We start from the raw sequence: 18182 nt of genomic DNA on the forward strand, positions 1-18182 counted from the left end.
GTGGTTCTTGCGAGGAGCCCAAGACCCGATCCCATCCCGAACTCGACCGTCAAATTCCTCCGCGCCAATGGTACTAAGTCTCAAGACTTGGGAGAGTAGGTCACTGCAAGGTCTGCCAAAAACATAAATTCTCTCGACGATCATCAAAACCAAATACAAAAAGCCCCGCTCACCAGCGGGGCTTTTTGCGTTTCTAAGCTCCGTGCAATTGCCCCCACCTAACCTCCCCCGTGACCGGGGGAGGGACTGGAACGGTGTGCTGGGTTGGATCTGTATGCCCGAAACAAGGCCCCCTCACCCGGCCCACGAGGGCCGACCTCTCCCCCGAAGGGAGAGGTAAGAACGAAGGTTCTGCCGGTTCAGACTACCTCCACCCTCATTCCCTCCCCGCAAGGGGGAGGGAGGCAGAGCAGCGTATGTTGAGGGATGTGTTCAACGGTTAGGGTGCTTGTGTCGTCTGCGCCCGAGGCTTAGCCTTCTTTCTCTTTGGGTGGGGAGAGATGAATGCGTGGGGCGGTGTTCTTTGATTGCGAGTTCCTGTGTATCGAAGGGTCACAGAGGCGGTTTTGGTGTGGGGGGCAGGATCCCGATCCGGTGATTGCCCAGATCGGTGCAGTGAAACTGGGCTTGGAGGAGAACTTCCCGATCCTTGAGACTTTTACTCGTTATGTCGTTCCACATGAGCGGGATGGGAAAGTGGCGCGGCTTGATCCTTTCTTCTCGCAGCTGACTGGCATTGAAGAGCGGCATCTTTCGCAGGAGGGCGTGGATTTGGCGGGTGCGCTCGTTGCGCTAGATCAGTTTTCTCAAGGCGTGCAGATGTGGTCTTGGGGGAAAGACGAGCAAAATATGGTGGCTATTAGCTGCTACGTGGAGGGGATCGCTGCGCCCATTCCCGCGACGCGCTTTGATAATGCGGTCAAGTTGCTCATTGCCGGGGGCATGCCGATAGAGGATTTGGCGCGGACGCCGAGTAGTCGTTTGGCGGACTATTATGGAGTGGCGCCCGAGGGTCTGACTGAACATGACGCGCTCAGCGATGCATTCTCATTGAGCATTGCCGTGCAGCATTTGTTGCGCTCGGGAGCGCTTACCGCGGCTGACTTCGGCGCTTAGAAGAGAAAAGGGACGCTGGAGCGTCCCTTAATTGTTTTGGCGTTTATTTGGTTTGGGCTGCCTTTGCCTCGTCCCACCACCAGATCGTGGGGAAGCCTGAGGAAAACTCGGGCAGCGTCTCTGGATGGCTGAAGCGGTTCCAGCGGGCTGTGCGGGAGTATTGGAGGGCGTAGCCGGGGACGACGAGGTGTTTGTGCAGGAGGACACGGTCGAGGGCCGCGCTGGCTGCTTCTTGCGTCGCACGGTCATCAGCAGCAATGAGCTTTTCGATGATGGCGTCTACGCCCTTGTCAGCGAGTCCGAGGTAGTTTTGTGATCCTTCGGCCTCCGCCGAGCCGGTGCCGAAGAAGAAGCGCTGCTCATTGCCCGGCGAAAAGCTCTGTGCCCAACTGGTGTAGATCATGTCGTAGTCAAAGCTGCGCAGGCGATTGATATATTGGGGGGTGTCTACCATGCGTAGGGTCATGGCGACGCCGATTTGGCGCAGATTGGTGATCATGTTCTGCGCGATGGGTTCGAGTGAGGCTTGATGCATGAGCAGCTCGATCTCGAGTTGCTTGCCGTTGGCGTCGACCAATTGGTTGCCTTGCAGCGTGTAGCCTGCTTCGGTGAGGAGGCCGAGGGCGGTCCGAAGATTGCCACGCAGCTTTTGGGAATCCCCCGCGACCGGGTTGGTGTAGACCTCGGTGAAGACCGAGGCCGGGATCAGGTCTTTGACACTTTCGAGAATATCCAGCTCCTCGCCTTGCGGGAGGTCTTTGGAGGCGAAGGGGAGGCCGAAGAAGTAGCTGTTGATGCGGTCGTATTGCTCGAAGAACACCGTGCGGTTGAGCTCTTCAAAGTCGAAAGCGTAGTTAAGCGCTTCGCGGACCTTCTCGTCTTGGAACTTGTCGCGGCGAAGATTGGGAATGAAGCCGGTCATGGCGCCTGAGGCGTTATAGTCCTGCGCGAAGGTTTCTAGGACCACGCGGCCTTCCGCTACGGCGGGGAAATCAAAGCCCGTAGCCCAGCGGCGGGCGGAATATTCGCTCCAGTAGTCGAATTGGTCGCCCTTAAAGCCTTCGAACCAGACGCTCTCGTCGAGGAAATATTCGTAAGCGAGGGTGTCGAAATTGTTCTGGCCAAGTTCGGTGGGTTTGCTGGCGGCCCAATAATCGGGGACGCGCTCATAGGTGATGGTTTTGCCCGCGTCGAAGCTTTTCAACTTATAGGCGCCGGAGCCGAGAGGGGGCTCTTGGGTCGAGGCGCCAATATCGCGCTTGTTGCCCGTGGCGTCGGTGCCTTCCCACCAGTGTTGAGGCAGAACCAGAAGCTGGCCCAAAATCAGGGGGAGTTCGCGATTGTTCTTTTCGTTGAAAGTGAATTTTACCTCGCCATCGGTCAGAACCTCGGCATTGGTGACGCTGGCATAGTACTGAGCCTGATTGGGGCTCAATTCGATCATCTTTTCAAAGGTCCAGACGACGTCGGCGGCGGTGACTTTTTCGCCATCGTGCCATTTGGCGTCGGGATCGAGGCGGAAGGTGACGGCGCTGTAATCGGGCTCGATGAAGAGCTCTTTGGCCAAGTGTCCGTAATAGGTGTTGTTCTCGTCGAGCGAGGGGGTCATCAGCGTGTCGTAGGTGAGGCCCAGCCCTGCCGCCGGATCGCCCTTGGGCAGGATGGGGTTAAATGTGTCAAAGGCCCCGCGGGTGCCAAGACGCAGCGTGCCAGCCTTGGGCGCGTCTGGATTCACATAATCAAAATGCTTGAAGTCTGCCGGATACTTGGCGGCGTCGCCCATAGTGAAGGCGTGGGTCCAAGCGCCGGTGACAGTTTCGGCGAGGGCCAAAGCCGATGTGCTCAAGGAGAGAGCGGCGGCAAGGGTGAGGGAGAGAAGGCGTCGCGTCGATGTCATCGGCTGTCTCCTAAGTCAATGTGGGCGCTAATGGGGTGATGTCGAAGGCGGCAGTCAGCAATTGCTGGGTGTAGGCGTGTTGCGGCGCGGCAAAAATGTCTTCGGAAAATCCATGTTCGACCACCTGACCGCTTTTCATCACGATGAGGCGATGGGCAAGGGCGCGGACGACTTTCAGATCGTGGCTGATGAAGAGATAGCTTAACTGGCGACGTTGCTGGACGGCGCGCAGGAGCGTGATGATCTCTGCCTGTATGGAGACGTCCAGCGCTGAGGTCGGCTCATCTAGGACGAGAAAATCGGGCTCCAGCACGAGGGCGCGGGCGATGGCGATGCGCTGGCGCTGACCACCAGAAAATTCATGCGGATAGCGGGTGGCGGTGTCGGGATCGAGACCGACCTCGCGCAGGGCGTCGACGACTTTTTTCGCGCGCTCATCGGCTGTGAGTTTGGGGAAGTGGACCGTCAGCCCTTCTTCTATAATCTCACTGACCGACATACGCGGGCTCAGAGACCCGAAAGGGTCTTGGAAGACGATTTGCATATTGCGGCGCGTCGGGCGCAGGGCGCGGCCAGATTGTTTGGAAATGTCATTGCCGAGGACGACAATGCGCCCTTGCGAACGAATGAGGCGCAGAAGGGCATAGCCGAGGGTGGACTTGCCCGAGCCACTTTCACCGACGACGCCGAGGGTTTCACCCCGACGAATGGCGAGGGTGACGCCGTCCACAGCGCGTAAGTGGCCGGTTGTGCGCTTAAGTAGCCCGCGCTGAATGGCGAACCAGACTTTGAGATCACTGGTTTCGACGATCGTGGGGGCGTCGGTGGCGGGGGGCAGCGGGGTGCCTTCCGGCGCGGCGGCAAGAAGGCGTTTGGTGTAGTCGTGTTGCGGAGCGTCGAAAATGGTGGCGACTGGGCCGGTCTCGACAATGTCGCCCTTATTCATCACTGCGACACGATCGGCGATGCGGCGGACGACACCCAGATCATGGGTGATGAAGAGTAGTGCCATGCCCTTTTCTGCCTGGAGGCGTTTGAGCAGCGCGAGGATTTGGGCTTGTACGGTGACGTCGAGGGCCGTGGTGGGTTCGTCGGCGATGAGGAGCTTGGGATTGTTAGCGAGCGCCATGGCGATCATGACGCGCTGGCGTTGGCCGCCGGAGAGCTGGTGCGGAAAATCATCGATACGGCTGACTGGGTCGGGGATGCCAACCTCGGTGAGCAGTTCGATCACTTTGGCTCGAGCAGCGTTTTTGCGCAGGCCTTGGTGGACTTCCAAGATTTCGCCGACCTGCTTGCCGATGCTGTGAACGGGATTAAGCGAGGACATGGGCTCTTGGAAGATCATGCCAATGTCATTGCCGCGAATGGCGCGTAGTGCGCTTTCGGACGCGCCGATCAGTTCTTGGCCGTCGAACTGTATCGAGCCGGATACGCTGGCGGCCCCGGTTTGGAGCTTTAACAAGGAGAGGGCGGTGATGGATTTACCCGAGCCGCTCTCGCCCACGAGGGCGAGGGTTTCGCCGGGGGCGATATCAAAGGCGATGCTGTTGACGACCTGAGAGGCGCCGAAGCGAATGGTCAGGTCTTTGACGGAAAGCATGGGCGCGGTCATTTGAAAATCTTCCGCGGATCGAAGGCATCGCGTACGGCCTCACCGATGAAGACGAGCAGGGTCATCATGACGGCGATGGTGAAAAAGCCAGTGATGCCCAGCCAAGGGGCCTGAAGGTTGTTTTTGCCCTGCGCCAGAAGCTCACCCAAAGAGGGGGAGCCGGGGGGCAGACCAAAACCCAGAAAATCGAGCGAGGTGAGGGTGGTCACCGAGCCGGACATGATGAAGGGCATAAAGGTGAGGGTGGCGACCATGGCATTGGGTAGCAGGTGCCGCCATATAATCTGGCCGTCAGAAACGCCGAGTGCTCGGGCGGCGTTGACGTATTCAAAATTGCGGGCGCGCAGGAATTCAGCCCGGACAATGGCGACGAGCGAGACCCAAGAGAACAGCAACAGAATGCCCAGGAGCACCCAGAAGCTTGGGGTGATCACTGACGAGATGATCAGCAGGAGATAGAGCGAAGGGACTGAGGTCCAGATTTCGATGACGCGCTGGGAAATGAGATCGACCCAGCCGCCGAAATAGCCCTGCATGGCCCCTGCCAGAATGCCGATGGCGGAGGAGGCAATGGTGAGGGTGAGCCCAAATAGAACCGAAAGGCGGAAGCCATAGAGCAGGCGGGCGAGGACATCGCGGGCGCGGTCGTCAGTGCCGAGATAATGGTAATTGCCAGAGTGGCAGTCAGGGTCCGCCGTGCCTTGAGGATAGCGCGAACAGATTGCTTCGCGGTCCATCAGCCAGCTCGGCGGATTGGCGCCGGAAAAGGCGATATTTCTGTCCACCGTGGCATAGCTGAAGCGGACCAAGGGCCAGAGGGCCCAGCCATTGGCGTTGATCTCATCGGCGATGAACGGATCGCGATAATTGGTGGTGGCGAGGAAGCCGCCGAATTTTTCTTCCGGGTAATCGATGAAGGCCGGGACCAGCATCTCGCCCTTATAGGAGACGAGAATGGGCTTATCATTGGCGATGAATTCAGAGCCGAGGGTCAGAATGAAGACGGCGAGGAAAATCCAAAAACTCCAATAGCCGCGTTTGTTGGCGCGGAAATTGGCAAGGCGACGCTGATTTATTGGCGAGAGCTTGCTCATTGGCCACGGCTCTCGAAATCAATGCGTGGATCGACCCACATGTAAGTGAGGTCTGAGATAAGGCTGATGATGAGGCCGAGAAGAGAGAAGATGTAGAGCGTGCCGAACACCACCGGGTAGTCGCGGTTGATGATCGATTCAAAACTCAAAAGGCCAAGGCCATCTAGTGAGAAGATGGTTTCGATCAGCAAGGACCCGCCAAAGAAAGCGCCGATGAAAGCGCCGGGGAAGCCAGCGATGATCAGCATCATAGCGTTGCGGAAAACGTGGCCATAGAGAACGCGATGTTCGGTGAGGCCTTTGGCGCGAGCGGTTGTAACATACTGCTTGGAGATTTCATCCAAGAAGGAATTCTTGGTGAGGAGCGTCGAAGTGGCGAAAGCCCCAAAGCCCATGGCGGTGATGGGTAGCACCATGTGCCAAGCATAGTCGAGGATTTGCTGCCACCACGGCATCAGGGCAAATCCGGGCGAGGTGAGACCTCGCAGTGGGAAGATTTGCCAGAAACTGCCGCCGGCAAAGAGCACGATAAAGGCAATGGCGATGAGAAAGCCCGGCACGGCATAGCCGATGATGACGATGGTGGAGGTCCAGACGTCAAAGCGCGACCCATCGCGAGTGGCCTTGGCAATGCCGAGAGGAATGGAAATGCCATAGGAGATAATGGTCATCCACAAACCGAGCGAGATCGACACCGGCATTTTCTCAAGGATGAGATCGATGACCGAGATGTCTCGATAATAGCTCTCGCCAAAGTCGAAGCGCAGGTAATTGCCGATCATAGAGAAGTAGCGCTCGAGCGGCGGCTTATCGAAGCCGAACTGCTTTTCGATTCTGTCGACCAGTTCAGGCGGGAGACCTTGGGAGCCGCGATAACCAGTGGCGTTGGGGCCTTGGTTGCTGCTCGGTGGCGCGATTTGATCGCTGCCGCCCCCCGTGACGCGCTCCATTATGCCGCCATTGTTCTGGCCGGAAAGGTTGGCGAGTGCCTGTTCAACCGGGCCGCCGGGGGCAAATTGGGTGATCAGAAAAGAAATGGCCATGATGCCGAACACGGTCGGTATCATCAGCAAAAGGCGGCGGAGAATATAGGCGCCCATTCTGTCTCCGATAGGCCAGACGCGTCGACATGCGCTGCAAGATCATAGGAGTACAGAATGCACGCATCGCCGCTTAAGGTCCAACAAATCTATAATTTATTCGGCGGAGTTTTGGCCAATCTGTTCTCCTCAGTGTGAGGAGCGGCAAGGGGATATGGGGTTGTATCGAACAAGGGCTTGGTTCACGGTTGCAGCACAAACAGGAGCCGCAGATGCGCTTTGAGACGATTGCCCGCGTGAAAGACCTTTCTGTGGCGAGGATTCTACTCGTGGCCTTGCGCGCCCATGGCTTTCACCCGCTCGAATTGCGCGAAGGCGGATTGCCGGGCGTGCCGAACCTTTTCGCCGAGGAAGGCGTTGGTATTGAGGTCCCGGACGATGAAGCGGAAGACGCAAAGCTTCTCGCGGGGGAATTGCTCAAGGATATGCAAGAGAGCTGAGCGTGAATGCGCCACAGTTCTGAGCAATAGGGGGTGCTTGGGATGTTGATTGAATGATGTTGGGGCTTTGCATATAAGCCGCCACAAGTGTTAATATGCCTTAATTCTTTGCGGCAGGAGTCTAACAATGCAGGTTTGGACGCGCAGCGTTTCTACCCTGACGAGCCTAGCGGTTATGGCCCTTGTGGTCGCTGCTTGTTCGCCAACGAGCCGGACCAATACGGCGAATCTTAATGTGGTCGGTACACCCCAGCAGCTGCAGCCAGTGCAGACCTCGGCTGTGCAAACCAATAGTTTGCCTCCTCTCGGTGGCGTTTCTGGCACTGTGGCGCCGGGTCTTTCTGGTCAGCCGGTTTTGGGCGGTCAGCAGACGTCGGCTCTTCCGCCTCTCGGTGGTACTTCGAACACCTTTGCAACAGCTGGTACCACTGGCGGCTCGTTCGCCAGCGTGCCAACGGCTTCCGGCCCAGAAGGCTCTTGGAATGTCGCAGCAGCGGGGCAGGCTTGCCAGTTGAATCTGCCGCTGACCTCCAAGACCGGTACGAGCTACTATCGTGCTTCGGCTCCGGGTTGTGCGATCCCGCAGGTTGCGGCCATCACTGGTTGGCAGCAAGTTGGCAGCCAGCTCCAGCTTTATGATGAGAACGGCAATATCGCAGCCTTCCTCGCACCCTCTAGCGGCCGTTATATCGGCACTATGAGTGGTGGCCAAGCGCTGTCGATGTCGCGCTAAAGCTTTGAAAGCCGGTCCTTGGGGCCGGCTTTTTTGTTTGACGGCTTCCGCACCGCGCCCCTAAACATGCGCCCGTCGCCCCCGCACGCGCGGGGGACACTGTTTGACCGGCAGCAGACAGAGGTTTCCGGGATGCCCGGAAAGGCCGTGCTTAGATCGCTGCCGATAAAGTTGCCCATGTCCGTTCCTGTTTTTGGTCCCGTACGCCGCGCCTATGAAGATCTGGTCGCACGGAAAACTTTGACGCCCGATCCGGCCCAGCGTGATGCTGCGGGCGAGTTCGACCGCATTCTTACCGATCTCACCGGCGCCAAGACCAAGGGCGGTTTCTTCGGTTTGTTTGAAAAGCCGGTGTCGGTGAAGGGTCTCTACCTTGTTGGCGAGGTGGGCCGCGGCAAGACCATGCTGATGGACCTGTTCTACACAGCGCTGCCTTTGGCCGAGAAGCGGCGCGTGCATTTCCATGAGTTCATGGACGAAGTGCATGTGGCGATCTCGGCTTTTCGCAAATCTGCGAAAGATAGCGCGGCAGACCCGGTGGATGCGGTAACCAAGCCCATTTTGAAGTCCGGCCTGCGCGTGCTGTGCCTAGACGAATTCCATGTGCATGACATTACCAATGCCATGCTGCTCGACCGGCTGTTCTCAAAACTGTTTGCCGGTGGCGTGACGTTGGTGGCGACTTCCAATGTTGAGCCTGATGGCCTTTATAAGGACGGGCTCAACCGGCAGCTTTTCCTGCCATTTATCGCGCTCTTGAAAGAAAAGACGGTCGTGGCCACGCTTCTTAGCGATCAGGACTATCGCCGCCTTAAGTTTGCAGGCCAGCATGTTTACGCTTTTGGCACTGGGCCTGAGGTGGACGCGGCCATGGATAAGATGTGGCTGCGCATAACCGGAGGTGAGCAGGGGGCTCCCGGCGTGGTGGAAAGCATTGGCCGACAGATCCCTGTGCCTTTGGTGGCTATGGGCGCAGCGCGCTTCAACTTCGTCGATCTTTGCGAGAAGCCACTTGGCACGCGCGACTTCGTGCGGATTTCGCACGAGTTTGATTCGCTCGTGCTCGACAATATTCCGCAGATGGGACGGACAAAATCGGACGCTGCCAAGCGTTTCATACTTCTGATCGATAGCTTGTATGATCGTGGCGTCAAACTGGCGGCAAGCTTTGCGGTGCCGCTGGAGCAATTGGGTGCAGACGAAAAGACGGCGTTTGAGTTTCAACGCACGCTCTCGCGTCTCACCGAGATGCAATCGGAAGAATATCTCGCTAAAGGCCTACGTGACGCGCCGAGCGTATAGGCGGGTTGATTGGGCTGTCTGACGACTGCCATTCAAAATGTACTGCGCAAGGCGTTTGGGTATTTCGTTCGGATAGGGAATGTTCTTGGCTAAGCTATCCGGGGGACGTAATTTTTATCGTCCAGGCTCTTGCCGTTTTCGGATTTCTTGATCTAGCGCCGATAAATCGTGTCGGCTGATTTGGGTGGATAAATGGCCGAAAACGCCGTTTTCCATACCACCCTCCGAATTGCTAACTTGTTCGGTACAGGGAAATCCGTAAAAGCCCAAAACCCCGGAATATCAGGGAATTTTGGGCGGAATGACCGACAGCTTAGGTTATTTCCGTCCTCTTTGTCGGCTGCCAATTGGGCATTACCCCATCGCTCATCGGCATGAGCGTTTTGGCAATTACGACGAAGGGTTCACTTGCCCGGATTTGGCACAAGCGGTATGAACTGCGCCAATTCAACGCAGTCTGGGATGAGACTTATGGCGCGCAAGAAAATTGCCCTTATCGGTGCAGGACAGATCGGCGGTACGCTGGCCCTGTTGGCGGCTCAGAAGGAATTGGGCGACGTAGTCCTGTTCGACGTGGTCGATGGCGTAGGTCCGGGCAAGGCGCTCGACATCGCGCAATCTGCTGTGACCCAAGGCTTCGATGCCGTCATGAAGGGCACTTCTGAATATAAGGACATCGAAGGCGCTGACGTTGTTATCGTCACCGCAGGCGTGCCGCGCAAGCCAGGCATGAGCCGCGATGACCTTCTTGAAATCAACCTCAAGGTTATGGAGCAGGTTGGTGCGGGTATTGCAAAATACGCACCAGACGCTTTCGTCATCTGCATCACCAACCCGCTCGACGCGATGGTATGGGCGCTGCAGAAGTTCTCTGGTCTGCCGACCAACAAGGTGATCGGCATGGCTGGCGTGCTCGATAGCTCGCGCTTCTGCCACTTCATCGCTGAAGAACTCGGTGTGTCGATCCAAGACGTCAACGCATTCGTTCTTGGCGGTCACGGCGACACCATGGTGCCGTTGGCGCGTTACTCGACCGTTGCAGGCATTCCGCTGACCGACATCGTTAAGATGGGTTGGATGACCAAGGAGCGTCTTGAAGAGATCACTCAGCGCACCCGTGATGGTGGCGCAGAGATCGTTGCTCTGCTCAAGACCGGTTCGGCTTTCTATGCTCCAGCCTCGTCGGCCATTGCTATGGCTGAAAGCTATCTCAAGGATAAGAAGCGCGTGCTTCCGTCCGCAGCTTACCTCAACGGCGAATATGGCGTGAAGGGCACCTATGTTGGCGTTCCAGTCGTCATCGGCGCTGGTGGCGCGGAAAAGATCGTCGAGATCGCGCTCAATTCGGCCGAACAAAAGGCCTTTGAAAAGTCGGTTGGTGCCGTTGAGGGCCTGATCGACGCTTGTAAGAAAATCGCGCCAAAGCTGGCGTAACACTTCAGAAGCCGCCGGATACTTACCGGCGGCTTTTGCCTCTCCGGTCTCTAGAATTGTCCGGGTCGAAACTGCCCACCCAAGGGGAATACGATGAACATTCATGAACATCAGGCCAAGGCACTGCTGAAAGACTACGGTGCTCCGGTCGCTGCTGGCGTCGCCATTTATTCGGTGGACGATGCTGCGGCAGCTGCGCAGTCGCTTCCTGGCCCGCTTTATGTGGTCAAGAGCCAGATCCATGCCGGCGGTCGCGGTAAGGGCAAGTTCAAGGAACTTGGTCCCGATGCTAAGGGCGGCGTGCGCTTGGCAAAGTCGATCGATGAAGTCGTCGCTTTCTCCAAGGACATGCTGGGCAACACCCTCGTTACCGCGCAGACCGGCGAGGCTGGCAAGCAGGTGAACCGTCTCTACATCGAAGACGGCGCTGACATTGCACGCGAACTTTATTGCTCGCTGCTGGTCGACCGTTCCGTGGGCCGCGTTGCTTTTGTCGTTTCGACTGAAGGCGGCATGGACATTGAAGCTGTCGCTCACGACACTCCGGAAAAGATCCATACCATTGCGATCGATCCGGAAGCTGGTGTGACTGCGGCTGACGTCGCCACTATCACCAAGGCATTGGAACTCGATGGCGCGGCAGCAGAAGACGCTAAGTCGCTGTTCCCGATCATCTACAAAGCGTTTGTCGAAAAGGACATGGCGCTCTTGGAGATCAACCCGCTGATCGTCATGAAGGACGGGCATTTGCGCGTTCTCGACGCCAAGGTTTCCTTCGACGGCAATGCGCTGTTCCGCCATGACGATATCAAGGCGCTGCGCGACGAAACCGAAGAAGACGCCAAGGAAATCGAAGCCTCCAAGTGGGACCTCGCTTACGTGGCGCTCGATGGTAACATCGGTTGCATGGTGAACGGCGCAGGCCTTGCCATGGCGACCATGGACATCATCAAGCTCTATGGCAAAGAGCCAGCGAACTTCTGTGACGTTGGTGGCGGCGCGGGCAAGGAAAAGGTTGCTGCAGCGTTCAAGATCATCACCGCTGACCCGAAGGTTGAAGGCATTCTGGTCAACATCTTCGGTGGCATCATGAAGTGTGACGTTATTGCTGAAGGTGTGATCGCTGCGGTGAAGGAAGTTGGTTTGAAGGTGCCGCTGGTCGTGCGCCTTGAAGGCACCAATGTCGAACTCGGCAAGAAAATTCTCAATGAATCTGGTCTCGCCATTACGGCAGCAGACGATCTCGACGATGCGGCGAAGAAGATCGTCGCAGCGGTGAACGGCTAAGTTAGAGGACCGGAAACAATGTCTATTCTCGTCAATAAAGAGACCAAGATCCTCGTTCAGGGCCTGACCGGCAAGACCGGCACGTTCCACACCGAGCAGGCGCTGGCTTACTATGGCACGCAGATGGTCGGCGGTATTCACCCCAAGAAGGGTGGCGAAACCTGGACCGGCGCTGGTGGCGAAAACCTGCCGATCTTCGCCACCGTTGCAGAAGCCAAGGAACGCACTGGTGCAGACGCATCGGTGATCTATGTGCCGCCTGCTGGCGCGGCTGACGCGATCATCGAAGCCATTGAGGCGGAAATCCCATTCATCACCTGCATCACCGAAGGTATTCCGGTGGCTGACATGGTGCGCGTCAAGGCTCGCCTTGACCGTTCTAAGTCGCGCCTTTTGGGCCCGAACTGCCCAGGTATCCTGACCCCAGAAGAATGCAAGATCGGCATTATGCCTGGCTCGATCTTCCGCAAGGGTTCGGTCGGTATCGTTTCGCGCTCCGGCACACTGACCTATGAAGCTGTGTTCCAGACGTCGAATGAAGGTCTGGGTCAGACCACGGCAGTTGGTATCGGTGGCGACCCAGTTAAGGGCACTGAGTTCATCGACGTCTTGGAAATGTTCCTTGCTGACGACGCTACTGAATCGATCATCATGATCGGTGAAATCGGCGGTTCGGCTGAAGAAGACGCTGCACAGTTCCTGATCGACGAAGCCAAGAAGGGTCGTAAGAAGCCAATGGCTGGCTTTATCGCTGGCCGCACGGCTCCGAAGGGCCGTACCATGGGCCATGCTGGCGCTGTGGTTTCGGGCGGCAAGGGCGATGCAGAATCCAAGATTTCTGCCATGGAAGCTGCTGGTATTCGCGTTTCGCCATCGCCAGCGCGTCTGGGCACCACTCTTGTGGAAGTGCTCAAGGGCTAAGCGCTTCGCGCAGGCTCGGACATGAATTAGACCCAATCGCCTTTCAAAGGCGGTTGGGTGGAAAATAATCCCACTAGGTCAGTGAAGTTGTCTTTTCTCGCCTAGGCTGGATAACGAAATATACCGCAGGCCCGCTCGGGTTTGTCTGGGGCGCGACAAGCATATGCCGCGTGTCATTTAGAACGATGCTAGCCGTCAATTAGGCCAAGGTCGTTCGAAATTGAGCCGCACACCTGCTCAGGGTGTGCTCACTTAACAGGATACTAAGGATAAGCGGTCAGTATCCGATCGAAATTAAGGACCGCGTTAAGGCCGGTTCACCGGCTCGTTTTAAAGGATGGCGGGGCGAGCGCCTCGCACAAAAAGCGATGACACGACAGGAAAAGAACGAGACGTTCTTACTGACCTCCTTCTTGTATGGGGGCAACGCCGACTACATCGAACAACTTTTCTCTCGCTATAAAAGCGATCCTTCCAGCGTCGATGAGACTTGGCAGAATTTCTTTGCGCGCTTGGACGACAGTCCGGCAGACGCACAGAAGAATGCCGATGGCCCGAGCTGGGGACGCGCTGATTGGCCGAAGGCCGAGAGTGGCGACCTTGTTGCTGCACTTGACGGCAACTGGGGCGAAATCGCGGTAAAGACCGAAAAGGCTGCTGCGAAAAAGGCTACCACCGAGGGTAAGCCCGCGCCAAGCACGGCAGACGTGCTGCAGGCCACACGCGACAGTATTCGCGCCATCATGATGATCCGTGCTTACCGTATGCGCGGTCACTTGCATGCCGATCTCGACCCGCTGCGCATGCTCGCAAAGGAGCCAGCTCCGGAACTCGATCCGGCAAGCTACGGCTTCACTGATGCTGACTACAGCCGCAAGATTTTCATCGATAACTATCTGGGCCTCGAATACGCGACGCTTCCAGAAATGCTCGCCATTCTGCAGCGCACCTATTGCGGCACGATGGGTATCGAGTTCATGCACATCTCCGATCCGGAAGCCAAGCAGTGGCTGCAGGAGCGGATCGAGGGTCCAGATAAGGAAATTACCTTCTCGCCGGAAGGCAAGAAGGCGATCCTGAACAAGCTGGTAGAAGCTGAAGGCTTCGAGAAATTCCTCGACGTGAAGTATACCGGCACCAAGCGCTTTGGCCTTGATGGCGGCGAAAGCACCATTCCTGCGCTGGAACAGATCATCAAGCGCGGTGGCGCGCTCGGGATCAAGGACATCGTCCTTGGCATGGCACACCGTGGTCGTTTGAACGTGCTGACGCAAGTCATGGCCAAGCCGCATCGCGCGCTGTTCCATGAGTTTAAGGGTGGTGCATTCTACCCAGAAGACGTCGAAGGTTCGGGCGACGTGAAGTACCACCTTGGTGCATCGTCGGACCGTGAGTTCGATGGCAACAAGGTTCACCTGTCGCTGACGGCAAACCCATCTCACCTTGAGATTGTTGATCCTGTAGTGTTGGGCAAGGCTCGCGCTAAGCAGGATAAATTTATCGCGCCTGATGCGAAGCTGGTGAACATGGACCAGTCGGCAAAGCCCGACCGTTCTGTGGTTCTTCCGCTGTTGATCCACGGCGACGCGGCCTTTGCTGGGCAGGGCGTCATCGCCGAATGTTTGGGTCTGTCGGGCCTTAAGGGGCACCGTACTGGTGGTTCGATCCATTTTGTGATCAACAACCAGATCGGTTTTACCACGAGCCCGATGTATTCGCGTTCGTCGCCTTATCCGACCGACGTTGCCAAGATGATCGAAGCGCCGGTGTTCCATGTGAATGGTGACGATCCGGAAGCTGTGGTTTTTGCCGCCAAGGTCGCTGTTGAGTATCGTCAGAAGTTCGGTAAGCCAGTTGTTATCGACATGTTCTGCTACCGTCGCTTCGGCCACAACGAAGGCGATGAGCCAAGCTTCACGCAGCCTTTGATGTATTCCAAGATCCGCTCGCATAAGTCGACGCTGGAGATCTATTCGGACAAGCTCGTTGCGGAAGGTCTCTATTCGGCTGCCGAGATCGAGAAGATCAAGGCGGACTGGAAAGCGAACCTTGAAGCTGAGTTTGAAGCGGGCCAAGACTACCGTCCGAACAAGGCTGACTGGCTCGATGGCGCTTGGAAGGATTTCAAGCCAGCTGAGCTCGAAGGCCCACGACGCGGTCAAACCGGCGTTGGGCTCGATGTTCTGCACGATATCGGCACCAAGCTGACCACCGTTCCGGCTGACTTCAACGTCCACAAGACCGTTAAGCGCTTTATGGACAACCGTCTTGGCGCGATTGAAAGCGGCGAAGGCATTGATTGGGCAACGGCAGAAGCACTGGCGTTCGGTACGCTGGTGACTGAAGGTCACCCAGTCCGACTCTCGGGCCAGGACTGTGAACGCGGCACCTTTAGCCAGCGCCACTCGGTGTTGAACGATCAGCAGGTTGAGAACAAGACCTACACCCCGCTCAACAATCTGTCGGCTGACCAGTCCCGCTACGAAGTCATCAACTCGATGCTGTCGGAAGAGGCTGTTCTGGGCTTTGAATATGGCTACTCACTGGCAGAGCCGCGCGCTCTGACCCTTTGGGAAGCGCAGTTCGGTGACTTTGTGAACGGTGCGCAGGTCGTTATCGACCAGTTCATCTCTTCGGGTGAACGCAAGTGGTTCCGCATGTCGGGCCTCGTGATGCTGCTGCCGCACGGCTACGAAGGGCAGGGCCCAGAGCACTCTTCGGCGCGTCCGGAGCGTTTCTTGCAGCTTTGCGCGGAAGACAATATGCAGGTCGCCAACTGCACGACGCCAGCGAACTATTACCACGTCCTGCGCCGTCAGCTGAAACGCGACTTCCGTAAGCCGTTGATCCTGTTCACGCCAAAGAGCCTGCTGCGTCACAAGCGTGCCGTTTCTGGCTTGGTCGAACTTGGGCCAGATAGCTGCTTCCACCGTCTCCTCTGGGACGATGCTGAAGCACCAGGGCTGCCAAAGACCACGATCCGCCTCACGTCAGACGAAAAGATTCGTCGCGTGGTGCTGTGTACTGGTAAGGTCTATTACGACCTGCTGGAAGACCGCGAAAAGCGTGGCATTGACGACGTCTACCTGCTGCGCGTTGAGCAACTTTATCCGTTCCCGGCGAAGGCTCTCCACGATGAGTTGAGCCGCTTCCCTAATGCTGACGTTGTTTGGTGTCAGGAAGAGCCCCGCAATATGGGTGCTTGGGCGTTCATCCAACCTTATGTTGAATGGGTATTTGACCAGATTGGTCGTGAAGGCCAGCGCGTTCGCTACGTCGGTCGTCCGGCCGCAGCATCGCCGGCAACGGGTCTGATGCGTACGCACCTTGCGCAGCTGCAAGCCTTCCTCGACGACGCATTCGCTAAGTAAACCAGTACAAGGACAACAAATATGTCGACTGAAATCCGTGTCCCGACCCTGGGCGAAAGCGTATCTGAAGCCACTATTGGTCAGTGGTACAAGAAGGTTGGTGACACCGTCACCGCCGATGAACCACTGGTGGAGCTCGAAACCGATAAGGTCACTATCGAAGTGCCCGCACCGGCATCGGGCGTGCTCGAAGCTATTGTTGCAGAAAGCGGCGCGACAGTGGACGTTGGCGCTCTGCTCGGCGCGATTGGCGTGGGCACTGGTGCTGCAGTTTCAGCTCCGGCTGCAGCAGCCGCACCGACTCCTGCAAAGAGCGAAGTTCCAGCGGCCAATGCCGCCGGTCCAGAGCCTGTTAAGCCAGCAGCGGCTGCAACTGACCGTGCACCGACCCCCTCTGCTCAGAAGATGATCAACGAAAAGGGCCTCGACGCAGGCTCAATCGCTGGTTCCGGCAAAGCCGGTCAGGTTCTGAAGGAAGACGTGTTGGCTTCGCTGGCGCGCCCTGCTGCTGTGGCCGCCGCGCCTGCTGCTGCTGCACCGGCTCCTGCTGCTGCACCACGCGCACCGTCCAATCCAGATGATGCGGCCGGCGAAGAACGCGTGAAGATGACACGTCTGCGCCAGACCATCGCCCGTCGTCTAAAGGATGCACAGAACACGGCCGCTATGCTGACCACTTTCAACGAAGTGGACATGCAGCCTGTTATGGACATGCGCGCACGCTACAAGGACCTCTTTGAAAAGAAGCATGGCGTAAAGCTCGGCTTCATGGGCTTCTTCACCAAGGCCGTCGTGCAGGCTCTCAAGGAAATCCCAGCTGTAAATGCTGAGATCGACGGCGATGAGCTGATCTACAAGAAGTACGCTCACATTGGCGTTGCCGTTGGCACCGACAAGGGGCTGGTGGTTCCTGTTGTTCGTAACGCGGATCAGATGTCGATTGCTGAGATCGAAAAGGAAATCGGCAACCTCGGCAAGAAGGCACGCGACGGGCAGCTGTCGATGGCAGACATGCAGGGCGGCACTTTCACCATCTCTAACGGTGGTGTTTATGGCTCGCTGATGTCGACCCCGATCCTGAACGCACCGCAGTCCGGCATTCTGGGCATGCACAAGATCCAGGAACGTCCAGTTGTGGTTGGCGGTCAGATCGTCATCCGTCCGATGATGTACCTCGCGCTTAGCTACGATCACCGAATTGTTGACGGTAAGGAAGCCGTGACTTTCTTGGTTCGCGTCAAGGAAAGCTTGGAATCCCCAGAGCGTCTCGTTCTCGACCTCTAAAAGGTCACAATTGCGCTTTCAAAAGGCCCGCTTCGGCGGGCCTTTTTCGTGTGTGTTGCCGGACCGCGGTTGAGTAGTTTTGGAGATAATTTTGCGACGGTTTGTATTGTGTGTCGCCGCACTATCCTTGTTTCCCTTTACGATTTCCGCTCAGGAACCAGCCAGCAACACGCCACTGATCGGCGAGTTGATGGCATTCCATGGCTCGAAGGCTATCGTCGATGCCATGACGACCCATTGCTACGAGAATACAGGCCTCGACCCGATCTATAAGGACGCGGCGGCCAACTGGTATCTGCGCAACATCAGCTATTTAGACTTGGCGGATCGAGTCATCACGCGCCTTGGGGGCGCTGCTGAAGGGCAACAACAAGCTGCTGAAACTTATGGCGGCAGCCAAATCATGTCGGCCTTCAATCAGGCGGGCGACAAGGATGTGTTCTGCAAAACGTTCTTGGAGCAGGTGCAGAGTGGCACCCTCGATATTGATAAACAGCTGCCCAGTGTCTTGAAGCAGGCACAAGAAATTTCCGCAGGTTGAACCAAACGCGCTTTATCGGCGTAGTATCCAGACATCGCAGGAGGGTA

General features: G+C 57.1%; 14 protein-coding genes and 1 rRNA gene. 11 read left to right on the forward strand and 4 right to left on the reverse strand.

Annotation, left to right across the window (positions count from 1 at the left end; all coding sequences use genetic code 11):
• A 5S ribosomal RNA gene (rrf, locus tag JHC09_RS12740) occupies positions 1-112 on the forward strand; the annotation flags it as partial.
• Positions 113-504: 392 nt separating this feature from the next.
• The gene (locus JHC09_RS12745) at positions 505-1116 is read left to right on the forward strand and encodes an exonuclease domain-containing protein (protein WP_199532227.1); all 612 of its coding nucleotides are present in this window, start codon (positions 505-507) and stop codon (positions 1114-1116) included.
• A gap of 43 nt (positions 1117-1159) precedes the next feature.
• On the opposite strand, the gene JHC09_RS12750 is transcribed toward JHC09_RS12745, so the two are convergent.
• From JHC09_RS12750 to JHC09_RS12765, 4 genes are read right to left on the reverse strand one after another with little or no spacing between them, the layout of a single operon-like run.
• Positions 1160-3013: an extracellular solute-binding protein gene (locus tag JHC09_RS12750; protein WP_199532228.1), complete on the reverse strand. Its 1854-nt coding sequence runs from the start codon at positions 3011-3013 to the stop codon at positions 1160-1162.
• Positions 3014-3023: 10 nt separating this feature from the next.
• Complete coding sequence (locus JHC09_RS12755; RefSeq protein WP_199532229.1) at positions 3024-4628, reverse strand: ABC transporter ATP-binding protein; 1605 nt, start codon at positions 4626-4628, stop codon at positions 3024-3026.
• The gene (locus JHC09_RS12760) at positions 4625-5722 is read right to left on the reverse strand and encodes an ABC transporter permease (protein ID WP_199532230.1); all 1098 of its coding nucleotides are present in this window, start codon (positions 5720-5722) and stop codon (positions 4625-4627) included. The genes JHC09_RS12755 and JHC09_RS12760 overlap by 4 nt, the downstream gene beginning before the upstream one ends.
• Positions 5719-6822 carry a microcin C ABC transporter permease YejB gene (locus tag JHC09_RS12765; RefSeq protein WP_199532231.1) on the reverse strand — a complete coding sequence of 368 codons (1104 nt, stop codon included), beginning with the start codon at positions 6820-6822 and terminating at the stop codon, positions 5719-5721. The genes JHC09_RS12760 and JHC09_RS12765 overlap by 4 nt, the downstream gene beginning before the upstream one ends.
• A gap of 212 nt (positions 6823-7034) precedes the next feature.
• Here JHC09_RS12765 and JHC09_RS12770 point away from each other — a divergent pair, with 212 nt between their 5' ends.
• The 9 genes from JHC09_RS12770 (at position 7035) to JHC09_RS12810 (ending at position 18135) form a co-directional block, all read left to right on the forward strand.
• Complete coding sequence (locus JHC09_RS12770; protein ID WP_169195769.1) at positions 7035-7262, forward strand: hypothetical protein; 228 nt, start codon at positions 7035-7037, stop codon at positions 7260-7262.
• A gap of 127 nt (positions 7263-7389) precedes the next feature.
• Positions 7390-7995, forward strand: coding sequence for an AprI/Inh family metalloprotease inhibitor (locus JHC09_RS12775; RefSeq protein ID WP_199532232.1), 606 nt, complete (start codon positions 7390-7392; stop codon positions 7993-7995).
• Between the two features lie 177 nt (positions 7996-8172).
• A complete protein-coding gene (gene zapE, locus JHC09_RS12780) occupies positions 8173-9297 on the forward strand; it encodes a cell division protein ZapE (RefSeq protein ID WP_199532233.1) in 1125 nt (374 codons plus the stop codon).
• Between the two features lie 471 nt (positions 9298-9768).
• Positions 9769-10731 carry a malate dehydrogenase gene (gene mdh / locus JHC09_RS12785; protein ID WP_169195765.1) on the forward strand — a complete coding sequence of 321 codons (963 nt, stop codon included), beginning with the start codon at positions 9769-9771 and terminating at the stop codon, positions 10729-10731.
• A 93-nt stretch (positions 10732-10824) separates the two neighbouring features.
• Positions 10825-12018 carry an ADP-forming succinate--CoA ligase subunit beta gene (gene sucC / locus JHC09_RS12790; protein WP_169195764.1) on the forward strand — a complete coding sequence of 398 codons (1194 nt, stop codon included), beginning with the start codon at positions 10825-10827 and terminating at the stop codon, positions 12016-12018.
• An 18-nt stretch (positions 12019-12036) separates the two neighbouring features.
• Positions 12037-12939: a succinate--CoA ligase subunit alpha gene (gene sucD / locus JHC09_RS12795; RefSeq protein WP_199532234.1), complete on the forward strand. Its 903-nt coding sequence runs from the start codon at positions 12037-12039 to the stop codon at positions 12937-12939.
• Positions 12940-13307: 368 nt separating this feature from the next.
• Positions 13308-16310, forward strand: coding sequence for a 2-oxoglutarate dehydrogenase E1 component (locus tag JHC09_RS12800; RefSeq protein WP_199532235.1), 3003 nt, complete (start codon positions 13308-13310; stop codon positions 16308-16310).
• A gap of 21 nt (positions 16311-16331) precedes the next feature.
• Positions 16332-17594: a 2-oxoglutarate dehydrogenase complex dihydrolipoyllysine-residue succinyltransferase gene (odhB, locus tag JHC09_RS12805; RefSeq protein WP_199532236.1), complete on the forward strand. Its 1263-nt coding sequence runs from the start codon at positions 16332-16334 to the stop codon at positions 17592-17594.
• 91 nt (positions 17595-17685) lie between these two features.
• Positions 17686-18135, forward strand: coding sequence for a hypothetical protein (locus JHC09_RS12810; protein ID WP_199532237.1), 450 nt, complete (start codon positions 17686-17688; stop codon positions 18133-18135).
• Positions 18136-18182: the final 47 nt, after the last annotated feature.

Source organism: Devosia sp. MC532 (assembly GCF_016461625.1).
GTDB lineage: Bacteria > Pseudomonadota > Alphaproteobacteria > Rhizobiales > Devosiaceae > Devosia.